The following is a 12365-nucleotide window of genomic DNA, read 5'->3' as shown; positions in this document are numbered from 1 at the left end:
CAGTTTGGATTAAATCAGTTTCTGCAGCAGCAGCGCCGACAGGTAGAGACCCAGGCCGAAAACCCCGTGGGTGAGCAGGCTGTTGATGCGGGCCCGCTGGGGATTCGGCGTTCTGGCGGCGGCTACGCCGGCACCCAGGGCCGGCTGCATGATGAAAAAGGGCGCAGCCACGGTGACCAGCCCGAAAACCAGGGCCGGCAACGGGGTCGGCTGCCGGACCCAGTCGGGACCACAGATCGACAGCAACAGTGCCGCGAAAAGAATGCCGATGGCGTAGTGGGCGATCCAGCCGATGGCGCGCTCGCCGGGCACGTCCGCGGCGGCGCCGATGCCCGCGTGCACAAAACGGCCGTGGGGTATATGGCCGAGCCAGCGCCCGACCATGGCCCAGTCCAGCGATGGCACGCCAAAGAGGCGCAGGCGCAGCAGCGCCCAGAGGTCCATGACCGCCGTGGCGCCTGTGCCGATAGCTACGGAATAGACAAAAAACTGCAGTGGGTCGCCCATCTGCCAATACCTCCCCGAGTCGATGGAGAGGACAGTTTCTGTGACGTTAGCGATAGGAGAAAGTTAGATTCTATCGGTAGTTTCGATAGGTGGGCTGTAATAGTTGCCGTAGAGGCGTCGCGCCTCCCGCGCAAACCAGCGCGCGGCGGTACCCTGGGGGGTCTTCGCCGACCACAGCAGGTCGACACCGAGACTCCAGGCGCTGAGCGCATTGCTCAGGTTCAGCTCTACCAGCTTGCCGCTTTTCAGGAAGGGGCGCGCCAGCTCATAGGGGGCGTTGACCCAGCCGACGCCCTTGCAGGCCAGGTCCAGCGCCTGCAGCAGCGAGTCGCTGCTCCAGGTCTGCGGGGACAGTTGCCAGCGGCGTCTGGAGGATGGCGAGGCCGCGACCAGCTGGCGGTACTGGGCGGCCTCATTGAGGGAGCTGCCGGGTTTCTGCGCCAGCGGATGCTCCGGGCAGGCCAGGGTCAGTACGCGCTGCTGGCCCAGGTTGTTGAAATCCACCTCATCCGGGTAGTGGTCGCGGTTGGTGACAAAGGCAAAATCCGCATCGCCCTCGGCGATGCGGCCTATGGCGCACTCGTCACTGGCAGTACTGGCGCGGATCTGGGTGTGGGGAAAGCATTCGGCGAAGGCGGCCAGCATATCGTTGAGTTTGTCCGGCATCACCAGCTCTTCGAAAACGATACGCAGCAGCGGCTCCTCGCCGCTCTGGTAGGAGTCCGCCGCCTGCAGGAAGCGGCGCAACTGGCCGATGGCCTGTCGCGCCAGTGGCAGCAGTGCCTGGGCCTCCGCTGTCGGCTGCGGGTATTTGCCGCTGCGGTCGAATAACGTCAGCCCCAGGTCCAGCTCCAGGTTCTGGATCTGTGTGCTGACCGCCGACTGGGCACGCCCCATGTCCCGCGCCACCGCAGAGAAGGAGCCCTTCTCGCAGGCGGCGACGAAGGTGCGCAGCTGGTCCAGGTTGAGATTGATCATCGAGGGTTCTCGGGCGGGGAAAATCAGGGCTGCTCGTGCTCGGTCAGATACTGGTTCTTCAGTTTCACGTAATTGTCGGCGGAGTAGCGGAAGAAGGCCCTCTCCCTGTCCGAAAGGGGGCGCGCCTGTCTGCAGGGAGCGCCCACATAGAGGTAGCCGCTCTCCAGTTTCTTTCCGGGCGGCACCAGGGCGCCGGCGGCCAGCACCACCTCGTCCTCGATCTCCGCGCCGTCCAGCACTATGGAGCCTATGCCGATCAGCACCCGGTTGCCGACGGTGCAGCCGTGCAGACAGGCCTTGTGGCCGATGGTGACGTCGTCGCCGATGACCAGCGGCCAGCCGTGTTCGTTGAAAGGGCCGGCGTGGGTGATATGCAGCACGGCGCCATCCTGCACGCTGGTGCGCGCGCCTATCTCAATCCGGTGCATGTCGCCGCGCACCACCGCCATGGGCCAAACGGAACTGTCGTCGCCCAGGGTCACATCGCCGATCACCGCGGACTGCGGATCGATAAAGACGCCATTGCCGAGCCGGGGGGATTTTTCGCTATCGCCATTGCCGTGGGTGCGAAGTGGGGACATGGTCAACCTCCTGTACAATCGGTCTCCTATCATAGCCTTAACCAATTCTGAGCACAGGGTGTTGTATGTCCAATCCGCTGTTAGATCTGCCGCTGCTGCCCCCCTTCGACCGGCTGCAGCCGGAGCATGTAGAGCCGGCCATCGCCGAACTGATCGATCAATGCCGGGCGCAGCTAAAGGAAGGGCTGCAAGAGCCGGGCTGGGACAGTACCCTGGCACCGCTCGAAGAAGCGCAGGACAGGCTCAACCGCGCCTTTTCCCCGGTCAGCCACCTGAACAGCGTGCTCAGTGGCCCCTGGCGCGCCCCCTACGAGGCGGCCCTGGCCCGGGTGACCGCTTACTGGACAGAGCTGGGGCAGAATCGCGATCTCTATAAACTCTACCAGCAGCTGGCCGAGGCCCCCGAGTTTGCCAGCTGGCCACAGGCGCGGCGAAAAGCAGTGGAGCTGGGTCTGCGGGATTTCATATTGAGTGGCGTCGCCCTCGAGGGCGAGGATCGCGACAGGTTTGCCGCCAACAGCCGTCGCCTGGCGGAGCTGTCGAGCCGCTTCGCCAACAATGTACTCGATGCCACCAGCGCCTGGACCTGGCATACAGAGGATGAGGCAGAGCTGTCCGGCCTGCCGCAGACCGCCCTGGCCGCAGCAAAGGCCGCCGCCGAGACGAAGGCGCTCGACGGCTGGCTGCTCACCCTGGAGGGGCCCAGCTACCTGGCGGTAATGACCCACGCCGACAACCGGGAGTTGCGCGAGGAGGTGCACAAGGCCTTCGTCAGTCGCGCGTCGGAAACCGGCCCCAACGGTTGCGAGTTCGACAACTCTGCGGTGATGGAGGAGATACTGCATCTGCGCGCCGAGCAGGCGATGCTGTTGGGTATGGCGAACTACGCCGAACTGTCCCTGGCCAGCAAAATGGCGCAGGATAATGACAGGGTGCTGGAATTCCTCAACGACCTGGCGGCGCGGTCGAGGCCGGCCGCGCAACAGGAATTTGACCAGTTGCAGGAATTCGCTGCGGAAAAACTCGGATTGGATCGGCTACGGCCCTGGGACATCGCCTGGGCGGCGGAAAAGCTCAAGCAGGAACGCTACGCGCTCAGCCAGGAGGCGCTGCGCCCCTATTTCCCCTACGAGAAGGTCCAGACGGGGCTGTTTGCCGTGGTGGAAAAACTCTTTGGCATCCGTGTTGAGGCGGACATCGGCGTGCCCGGCTGGCACGGTGATGTGCAGTTCTTCTGGGTGACTCGCGGCGGCGAGCGTATCGCCGGTTTCTATCTGGATGCATTTGCGCGGGAGAAAAAACGCGGCGGCGCCTGGATGGACAGCGTCAGCACCCGTCGCCAGACAGCGGACGGACTGCAACTGCCGATAGCCTATCTGGTGTGTAACTTTTCATCTCCCGTCGCTGGCAAGCCATCCCTGCTGACCCACTACGAAGTCACCACTCTGTTCCACGAGTTCGGCCACGGCCTGCACCATATGCTGACCCGGGTAGACGTGGCCGCGGTTTCCGGTATCAATGGCGTGGCCTGGGATGCGGTGGAACTGCCGAGCCAGTTCCTGGAGAACTGGTGCTGGCAGCCCGAGGCGATAGCGATGATCTCGGGGCATTTTGAAACCGGTGAGCCGCTGCCGCAGGCACTGCTGGACAAGATGCTGGCGGCGAGGAATTTCCAGTCGGCCATGTTCACTGTGCGCCAGTTGGAGTTCGCGCTATTCGACTTCAAGCTGCATTGTCTTGCGCGCGGCGCCAGCGCCGCGGCAATTCAACAGCTGCTCGACGAGGTGCGCGCGCAGCTGGCGGTGGTGCCAGTGGCAGAGGAGAACCGCTTCCAGCACGGCTTCAGCCATATCTTCGCCGGTGGCTACGCGGCGGGTTACTACAGCTACAAGTGGGCCGAAGTACTGTCTTCGGATGCCTTTTCCCTGTTCGAGGAAAACGGCATCTTCGATTCCGCCACCGGCGGGAGATTCCTGAGCAGCATTCTCGAGCAGGGTGGCAGTCGCGACGCACTGGACCTGTTCACAGAATTTCGCGGCCGCACACCTAAAATAGATGCGCTGCTGCGTCACTCCGGTATCGAGCAACTCGAACTGAACACCAACCCCGGCTGAGCAGTACTCAAGATGATCAATGACGACAGAGAAAAACCGCAGAAAAAGAGATTTATCGCCGGCGCCGTGTGCCCGCGGTGCGGTGAGATGGACAGGATCGTGAACTACCGCGAGGGCGACAAGAACTATCGCGAATGTGTCGCCTGTGGATTCAAGGACGAAATCCGCCTGCAGTCGTCACCCCGGGAAATTGCAACCCGGGTAAGCGAGGCACGCAAAGAGGAAACAGTGGAAGCACCGGTAAAAATTATTCAGCCACCAAAAAATAAATAGAACAGTGAAAAAACTCTATCCGTTGCTGGCATTTGTGCTGGTGATTGCCATCGCGGCCCTATACGGCCTGAACCATTATCGCGAATTGCGCGAACATCAGCGGCAACAGACGGCGCACCTGCTCGCCAGTTGTGTCAATCAGGGGCTGCTGTCACTGTTCCGGCTGCAAGCCAATGACTGGCGTGCGCAACCGGAATTTTACCGGGAGCAGGAGCGCAAGCTGGAAGAATCGGTGGCGCAGTTGCCGCAGCAACTGCTGGATGGTGAAATTTTTGCGGAGTGGCAGGAGGCCATTACAATTTGCGAGAAATTGACCCGGCACAGCAACCTGCAACACGGAACCATATTCCGTCCATTGTCTGACTTTGCCGCGCGGGACATGACCGATGCCCGCACGCTCAAGGATCGCGGGTCGCTGAGGCGGCGCCAGCGGATTATCGGCCGGCTCGACGTCTCCGCCCAGGCCGCAGATCACTATATGCAGGACCTGCGCACGGATATCAAAAACCTGTTGAACGGTGGCGGCCTGTCGCTGAAAAGCCGGGAGCGGGCATTGCAGGAAATCAATGCGGAGGTTCTGGATTACTATCGCCGCGGCAATTTTTCCAAACGCCAGGTGGATGCGCATCTGCGGCGGGTTCAGAAGTACTATCAGGTACTGGCGGACAACCCCCGCGGCTATAGTCTGCGCGGAGGCGGGCTGTATTTCTACGATGCCAGATTGCGGCGGGAAGTTGAAAATCTGAACAGCGCGATTTTGCAGGGCGACAACCAGTTTTTTGCCAACTGGAAGCAAATAGTGCAACGGCAACAATGAGCTATTTAGGTACTCGCAAGTAAAAACAGTGAGCGGGCACTGTTATTGACCAAACGACCGTAACAGCGCCCGCTCAATCCTACCCATCCTGATTTTATTATTATTCGAAAGTCCCCCGCAGAAAATGACTTGAAAACCGCTGTTAATGCACCGTCATGGTATCGAACTCTACGACCGGCGGCCGCAGACTAATATCCAGTTCGCGCGCGAAGTCCGGCCAGACACCGGGGGTTTCGATAAAGCGCTGTCTGCACAGGATCATGTCCACGAGGCTGTTGGGGGACAATTGTTGGCCGCGGAAACGCTCCCCCAGCGCGATGCTCACTTCGTCCAGCTCGCCGGCGTAGCGCTCGCCGAGCAGTTCCCGCACTACCAGGTTTGCGACCAGCGGATCCATCGGCAACAGCGGCATGCCGCAGGCCGGCTGCAGCCGATCGTTGATTTCTTCCAGCGTGCGGTGGGCCAGGTAGGCGTCGTCCAACAGCGCGGCCAGTCCCACCTGATCGGGGTGCCTCTCCGGTGGCTCGCTGAAACTGTGGCCAATGACCTGACGTACCGGGGCGAAGTCCAGGCCCCCGGCTTCGCACAAGTGTTCCAGTTGTTGCAACCACTCGGGGACCACCTGGATATAGCGAATGACAAAACAGGTGAGATGACGGGGAAGGTCCCGCTGTGGCAGAAAGATGCTGCGGTGCAGCCTGGGCAGGGAGTGCCGGATTGCCTGTCGGAAGCGTCCCTTGTGACGCTCGAGGGTAACGGCCCGGTCGATGCACTGTTGCATCAACTTATAGTCGTCGTACATCGCCACCACTCAATTATGCCAACGGAGATATCCCCTTTTCCGTTGATTTGTCTCTTAACCTGCGCTGAGGCAATACTGCTTAACGATAAAAGAAGATGATTGGTACCGTTGCTCCAGTTACATCCACGATTTGCCTAAAGTGTAGTAGCGATAATAGATCAGCAAGCCCAAAGAGCGTGCGCCAATCCACAAAAACAGGCTAAACCAGACGCCATGGTTGCCCCAGGAGCGGGTGAGCGACCAAGCCGGGAAGAAAACCAGCACCGTTGCCACGAACATGGTATCGCGCATCTGCCGACTTTTTCCCGCACCGATAAAGACCCCGTCCAGCTGGTAACTCCAGACCGCCAGCAGCGGCAGGGCGCAGAGCCACCAGTAAACCTGCCGACCCTGCTCGAGTACCGATTCGATTTCGGTGAACAGTTCCAGAATTGGCGTGCGCCCCAGTAATAGCAGCAGGGTTACAGCCGCGGCGCTACCCAGGGCCAAGACGCTGGCGGTGCGCACTGTGGAGTGGAAAAGCCGCGGAGATTTCCTGGCCACCGATTCGCCGACCAGGGCCTCGGTCGCGTGGGCGAAACCGTCCAGAGCATAGGAGGTCATCATCAGCAGCTGCAGCAGTATCGCATTGGCCGCGAGAACCGCATCGCCCTGGGCCGCGCCCTGGGCGGTGAAGAAAGTCAGGGTCAGCAGCAGCAGGCAGGTGCGTACAAACAGGTCGCCGTTGATGCGCAGCAGCTCCAGCCAGGGGGCCGGTCGGCGGTGGGGAAAGAAGTCCGCGCGGCGCAGTTGTCGGGCGATACTCTGCCAGATATCCGCATTCACGCGGCTGAGCAGGCGCAGGCCGAACAGGAAAGCGCAGATATCCGCGCAGACGGTCGCCATGGCCGCGCCCCGTGCACCCAGACCGAGACCGACGATAAACAGGAAGTCGAGGGCGATATTCAGCAGGTTGGCGGCGAGCAGGATAAACAGCGGCGCACGGCTGTCCTGGCGGCCGATGAAAAATCCCAGCAGCGCGAAATTGGCCAGTGCCAGGGGCGCGCTCAGCAGTCGAATCTGCAGATAGGCCAGCGCCTGCGGTGCGGCGGCGGCGCTGGCATTCATCCAGCGCACGATATGGTCGAGCAGTGGCGAGGCCAGCAGCAACAGCAAAAGTCCCAGTACCAGTGCCAGCAGCAGCGCCCGCAACAGCCATTCTTCTCCGCCGTGGTTGCTGCGCGCCACCAACCCGGTGGTGCCCATGCGCAGGAAGCCGAAGGCCCACAGCAGCATCGAGATCACGCTCGCGCCTATGGCGACACCGGACAGGTATTCGGGGGAGGGCAGATGGCCGAGAATTGCCGTATCCACGGCGCCGAGCAGGGGCACCGAGATATTGCTCAGGATCATCGGCCAGGCCAGGCTCCAGACGCGGGCGTAGGGTCGGGATTCGAGCGTCTTCGTCTGCATTCTAAATCTCGGTACATCGAATTGGTCGGGGGCCGGGGCCGTGCTCCGCATGCACAATCCCGCTCGGCAAAGGCCGGTATTGCGACCGGCTCGCCAAGCGCCGGTAATAAATTCTATCGCATCCGCTTTTCCTGCACGGCCCGACGCAACCGGAATGCGGTGACTGGCACATGCTTGCAAAGTGATCTGGTGAATCAAATGAGGGGTTCGCGGTGGGGGCGTTTATGGTTGGCGGGCTAATTGACTTTTCGCCGGCAATATGTTCCTTTTACCCGTGCAGTAGATGCGACAAAAAGACACAGGTTGTTGGTTGTACCTCCCGGACGACGACATCTGAAGTAAAAATCTTTTACTAAGAATAACAAGTTGCGCTGACGGCAGTATCGCGGAGGCTTCTCTCCGCCCAGTGTATGTAGTCTTGTGTTACTACAGTATGTCCACAATTTTTGTGTGGAATTACCCGCAGCCGGTTTCCGGTCGTGGGGAAATCCAGTTATCCGTGGCGGCCGACGGCCGAGAAAAATAATGGCGGGTTTCGCTTGAGGCCTGCAAAGACACGGAGATCTGTAGGCGATGTTGAGAGGCTTCAATCGGCTGTTCGCCTTGCCGGGCACCACGGTGTTCGCCCACTCCGCGCTGGCGGAAGAACAGGGGGTCGAGCGCTGGGGGGTCAATATGACCCAGGGGGTGACGGAAGTTGCCCAGACCACCTACAACCTGCATATGCTGATCTTCTGGATCTGCGTGGTCATAGGTGTAGTGGTTTTCGGGGTGATGTTCTACAGCATGTGGCGCCACCGCAAGAGCAAGGGCTACAAGGCGGCGCAGTTCCACGAGAGCACTGCGGTGGAGCTGGCGTGGACCATTGTCCCCACCATTATCCTGATCCTGATGGCGATTCCAGCCACCAAGACCCTCTACGATATCTACGACACACAAGAAGCCGATCTGGATATCATGATCACCGGCTACCAGTGGAAGTGGAAATACGACTACCTGGGTTCCGAAGTCTCCTTCTTCTCCAATCTCTCCACCCCGCGCACCCAGATCGACAACCAGCAACCCAAGAGCGCCAATTACCTGCTCGAGGTAGATGAACCGCTAGTGGTGCCGGTGGGCAAGAAGATCCGCTTCCTGATCACTGCCAATGACGTCATCCACGCCTGGTGGGTGCCGGAACTGGCGGTAAAGAAGGACGCTATCCCCGGTTTTATCAATGAATCCTGGACCCGTATCGACGAGCCGGGTCTCTACCGCGGCCAGTGCGCCGAGTTGTGCGGCAAGGACCACGGTTTTATGCCGATCGTGGTCAAGGCTGTGCCCCAGGCAGAATACGATTCCTGGTTGGGTGAGCGCGCTGAGTCCACGGCGAAGATGAAGGCGCTCACCGAGAAGACCTTCACCTTCGACGAGCTCTTCGCCCAGGGCGAAAAGGTCTACAACCGCGCCTGTGCTGCCTGCCACCAGCCGAACGGCCAGGGCGTTCCCGGTGTGTTCCCGGCCATCGCCGGCTCCAAGGTCGCTATGGGACCTCTGGACGCTCACCTGAGCATGGTGATTCACGGCTCGCCGAATAATCCGGCAATGCAGGCCTTTGGTCCGCAATTGTCCGAGGTGGACCTGGCCGCGGTGATTACCTATCAGCGCAATGCCTTCGGCAACGACATGGGCGACACCGTGCAGCCCATCGACATTCTCAATTTCAAGAATAAGCAGTAGAGGAACTGGTCATGGCACACGGTCCGCAACCCGGATTCAAGCGGTGGCTCTACACCACCAACCACAAGGACATCGGCTCCATGTACCTGTGGTTCAGCTTCGCGATGTTTCTGCTCGGCGGCTGCATGGCGCTGGTGATACGCGCAGAACTGTTCGAGCCCGGCCTGCAGATAGTGCAGCCGGAGTTCTTTAATCAGATGACCACCATGCATGGCCTGATCATGGTGTTCGGAGCGGTGATGCCGGCCTTCGTCGGCCTCGCCAACTGGATGATCCCGATGATGATCGGCGCTCCGGATATGGCGCTGCCGCGCATGAACAACTGGAGCTTCTGGATACTGCCCTTCGCCTTTGCGATGCTGGTATCCACCCTGTTTATGGAGGGCGGTGCGCCCAACTTCGGTTGGACCTTCTACGCCCCGCTCTCCACTGAGTATGCGCCGCCGAGCGTGACCTTCTTCATCTTCTCCATTCATATCATGGGCGCCAGCTCGATTATGGGGGCGATCAATATCATCGCCACCATCCTCAATATGCGCGCACCGGGCATGACATTGATGAAGATGCCGCTTTTTGTGTGGACCTGGCTGATCACCGCCTACCTGCTGATCGCGGTAATGCCGGTACTGGCCGGCGTGGTGACCATGATGCTGATGGATATCCACTTTGGTACCAGCTTCTTCAGCGCCGCCGGCGGTGGTGACCCGGTACTCTTCCAGCATGTGTTCTGGTTCTTCGGTCACCCTGAGGTGTACATCATGATCCTGCCGGCCTTCGGTATAGTGTCGGCGATCATCCCCACTTTTGCGCGCAAGCCGCTGTTCGGCTATAGCTCCATGGTATACGCGACGGCTTCCATCGCCTTCCTGAGTTTTATCGTCTGGGCGCACCATATGTTCACCGTGGGCATGCCGATCGCCGGCGAACTCTTCTTTATGTACGCCACCATGCTGATCGCCGTACCCACCGGGGTAAAGGTATTCAACTGGGTCACCACCATGTTCCGCGGTGCCATGTCCTTTGAAACACCGATGCTCTTCTCGATTGCTTTCGTGATCCTGTTTACCATCGGCGGCTTCTCCGGCCTGATGCTGGCAATAGCGCCGGCGGACTTCCAGTATCACGACACCTACTTTGTAGTGGCCCACTTCCACTATGTACTGGTGCCCGGGGCCATCTTCTCGATCACCGCCGGCGTCTACTACTGGCTGCCAAAGTGGACCGGCAACATGTACAACGAATCCATGGGCAAGGTGCACTTCTGGCTGGCGTTTATCGGCCTGAATGTAACCTTCTTCCCGATGCACTTCGTCGGCCTGGCCGGCATGCCGCGTCGTATTCCGGATTACGCGCTGCAGTTTGCCGACTTCAACCAGATCGCCAGCGTGGGCGCCTTTCTGTTTGGCGCCGCGCAGATCGTCTTCCTGTTCAATGTGATCCGCACGGTACAAGGCGGCAGTAAGGCCAGCGACGAGGTGTGGGATAACCCGGAAGGCCTGGAGTGGACGGTGCCGTCGCCAGCGCCCTATCACACTTTCAGCACGCCGCCCGCAGTCCGCTAGTGGGGAGTTGGCAGATGCGGCTGAGTGAAAACGCAAAAATAGCCACCAGACTGCTGGCGCTCGCCGCCAGTATGCTGGTGTTTGCGATTTTCGTGATGCCGCCGCTCTACGACGCCTTCTGCGAAATCACCGGATTGAACGGCAAGACCGGCAGCAAGTATGAAGCGGTGCCGGCCGCGGTGGACAGCGACAGGCTGGTCACGGTGCAGTTCGTCGCCAGCAACAACGAAAATATGCCCTGGCAGTTCAGGCCCAGCGTAGTCTCAGTCAAGGTGCACCCGGGCGAAGTAATGGATACCGTATTCATGGCTGCCAATCCCACGGATCGGGATATGGTCGGCCAGGCAATACCCAGCCTGGTGCCTTTCAAGGCGGCGGCATACTTTCACAAGACCGAGTGCTTCTGCTTTAACCAGCAGATATTGAAGGCGGGAGAAAGTGCGGAGCTGCCACTGCGTTTTATCGTTGACCCGGATCTGCCTCCCGGCGTCAATACCATCACCCTTTCCTATACGCTGTTCGATGTCACGGAAAGAGTCTCTGCCAATTTGGATAACAAAAATACCGACTCCGAGCGAGAGGGATAAATACTATGGCCACCGAAAGCAGCTACTATGTGCCCGAGCAGTCCCGGCTGCCTATTTTTGCCACCATCGGTCTCTTCCTGACTGCATTTGGCGCCGCCAGCTGGATCAATGGCGGCAGCTCCTACATTTTCTTCGCCGGCGCCCTAGCCATGGCTACGGTGCTGTGGTTCTGGTTTGCCGCTGTCATCCGGGAAAATATGGCCGGCCTCAACAGCGAGCAGCTGAAACGCTCCTATGTCTGGGGTATGGGCTGGTTTATTTTTTCCGAGGTGATGTTCTTCGCTGCCTTTTTCGGCGCCCTCTACTATATCCGCACCTTCGCACTGCCCTGGTTGGGCGGCGAGGGGGACCGCGGCAGCTCCAATATGCTGTGGCAGGGTTTCGAAAACACCTGGCCTCTCTATGTCACTCCGGATGCCGCCGCCCACGGCGAGGCGGCCAAATTTGTCGGCCCCAAGGACATTATTGACCCCTGGCATTTGCCGCTCATGAACACCGTCATACTACTGTCCTCGAGCGTGACGGTGCACTTCGCCCACGTGTTCCTCAAAAAGGACAAGCGCCAGGCCTTCAATATCTGGCTGGCGGTCACCGTAGCTCTGGGGGCACTGTTCCTGTTCTTCCAGGCAGAGGAATACTACGAGGCCTACAAACATCTGGGCCTGACCCTGGAATCCGGTATCTACGGCACCACCTTCTTTATGCTGACCGGTTTTCACGGCGCCCACGTGACCCTCGGCACCATCATGTTGCTGATCATGCTGCTGCGCTCGGTGATAGCACACCACTTCAAGCCGGACGATCACTTCGGCTTCGAGGCGGCCAGCTGGTATTGGCATTTTGTGGATGTGGTCTGGGTGGGGCTGTTTATCTTTGTCTATGTACTGGGCTCCTGACGGAGCTCCACTGTGGGAGGCTGGCCCGCAGGGGGCTGGTCTTTTTTTGCCTGCGGGGGAGGCACCCCCACAAAATG

12 protein-coding genes are annotated in these 12365 nt (G+C 60.0%); 7 read left to right on the top strand and 5 right to left on the bottom strand.

The genetic code is table 11. The features are described 5' to 3' along the window. Nucleotides 1–9 precede the first annotated feature (9 nt). The 3 genes from IG627_RS04705 to IG627_RS04695 form a co-directional block, all read right to left on the bottom strand. On the bottom strand, nucleotides 10–507 hold the full coding sequence (locus tag IG627_RS04705; protein ID WP_193190471.1) for a DUF2938 domain-containing protein: 498 nt from the start codon (nucleotides 505–507) through the stop codon (nucleotides 10–12). A 63-nt stretch (nucleotides 508–570) separates the two neighbouring features. Next, nucleotides 571–1485 (bottom strand): LysR family transcriptional regulator, encoded by a 915-nt coding sequence (locus IG627_RS04700; RefSeq protein WP_193190469.1) that lies wholly within the window; start codon nucleotides 1483–1485, stop codon nucleotides 571–573. Between the two features lie 23 nt (nucleotides 1486–1508). After that, nucleotides 1509–2066, bottom strand: coding sequence for a gamma carbonic anhydrase family protein (locus IG627_RS04695; RefSeq protein WP_193190467.1), 558 nt, complete (start codon nucleotides 2064–2066; stop codon nucleotides 1509–1511). Between the two features lie 65 nt (nucleotides 2067–2131). Here IG627_RS04695 and IG627_RS04690 point away from each other — a divergent pair, with 65 nt between their 5' ends. Genes IG627_RS04690 through IG627_RS04680 form a run of 3 tightly spaced genes read left to right on the top strand, consistent with a single transcriptional unit; the run spans nucleotide 2132 to nucleotide 5270 of the window. Next, nucleotides 2132–4180: a M3 family metallopeptidase gene (locus tag IG627_RS04690; protein WP_193190465.1), complete on the top strand. Its 2049-nt coding sequence runs from the start codon at nucleotides 2132–2134 to the stop codon at nucleotides 4178–4180. A gap of 12 nt (nucleotides 4181–4192) precedes the next feature. Continuing rightward, the gene (locus IG627_RS04685; RefSeq protein WP_193190463.1) at nucleotides 4193–4453 is read left to right on the top strand and encodes a YheV family putative zinc ribbon protein; all 261 of its coding nucleotides are present in this window, start codon (nucleotides 4193–4195) and stop codon (nucleotides 4451–4453) included. Between the two features lie 4 nt (nucleotides 4454–4457). Beyond that, nucleotides 4458–5270: a hypothetical protein gene (locus IG627_RS04680; RefSeq protein WP_193190461.1), complete on the top strand. Its 813-nt coding sequence runs from the start codon at nucleotides 4458–4460 to the stop codon at nucleotides 5268–5270. A 142-nt stretch (nucleotides 5271–5412) separates the two neighbouring features. Here the strand turns inward: IG627_RS04680 and IG627_RS04675 are convergent, their stop codons facing one another. Together IG627_RS04675 and IG627_RS04670 are read right to left on the bottom strand one after the other, a co-directional pair. Beyond that, nucleotides 5413–6072: a hypothetical protein gene (locus IG627_RS04675; RefSeq protein ID WP_193190459.1), complete on the bottom strand. Its 660-nt coding sequence runs from the start codon at nucleotides 6070–6072 to the stop codon at nucleotides 5413–5415. A gap of 117 nt (nucleotides 6073–6189) precedes the next feature. Then, nucleotides 6190–7524, bottom strand: a complete 1335-nt coding sequence (locus IG627_RS04670) for an MATE family efflux transporter (RefSeq protein ID WP_226864725.1) — start codon at nucleotides 7522–7524, stop codon at nucleotides 6190–6192. Between the two features lie 573 nt (nucleotides 7525–8097). Between IG627_RS04670 and coxB the strand changes: the two genes are divergently transcribed. From coxB to IG627_RS04650, 4 genes are read left to right on the top strand one after another with little or no spacing between them, the layout of a single operon-like run. After that, nucleotides 8098–9243, top strand: coding sequence for a cytochrome c oxidase subunit II (coxB, locus tag IG627_RS04665; RefSeq protein ID WP_193190457.1), 1146 nt, complete (start codon nucleotides 8098–8100; stop codon nucleotides 9241–9243). 11 nt (nucleotides 9244–9254) lie between these two features. Beyond that, nucleotides 9255–10805, top strand: a complete 1551-nt coding sequence (gene ctaD, locus IG627_RS04660) for a cytochrome c oxidase subunit I (protein ID WP_193190455.1) — start codon at nucleotides 9255–9257, stop codon at nucleotides 10803–10805. 14 nt (nucleotides 10806–10819) lie between these two features. After that, nucleotides 10820–11392 (top strand): cytochrome c oxidase assembly protein, encoded by a 573-nt coding sequence (locus IG627_RS04655; RefSeq protein WP_193190453.1) that lies wholly within the window; start codon nucleotides 10820–10822, stop codon nucleotides 11390–11392. A gap of 5 nt (nucleotides 11393–11397) precedes the next feature. Next, entirely contained in the window at nucleotides 11398–12288 is an 891-nt protein-coding gene (locus tag IG627_RS04650; protein ID WP_193190451.1) for a cytochrome c oxidase subunit 3, read from the top strand. The last annotated feature ends 77 nt before the right edge of the window (nucleotides 12289–12365 follow it).

The organism is Microbulbifer taiwanensis (assembly GCF_014904815.1).
In the GTDB taxonomy this organism is placed as follows: Bacteria; Pseudomonadota; Gammaproteobacteria; order Pseudomonadales; family Cellvibrionaceae; genus Microbulbifer; species Microbulbifer taiwanensis.
This window is presented reverse-complemented; position numbering and strand designations above follow the sequence as displayed.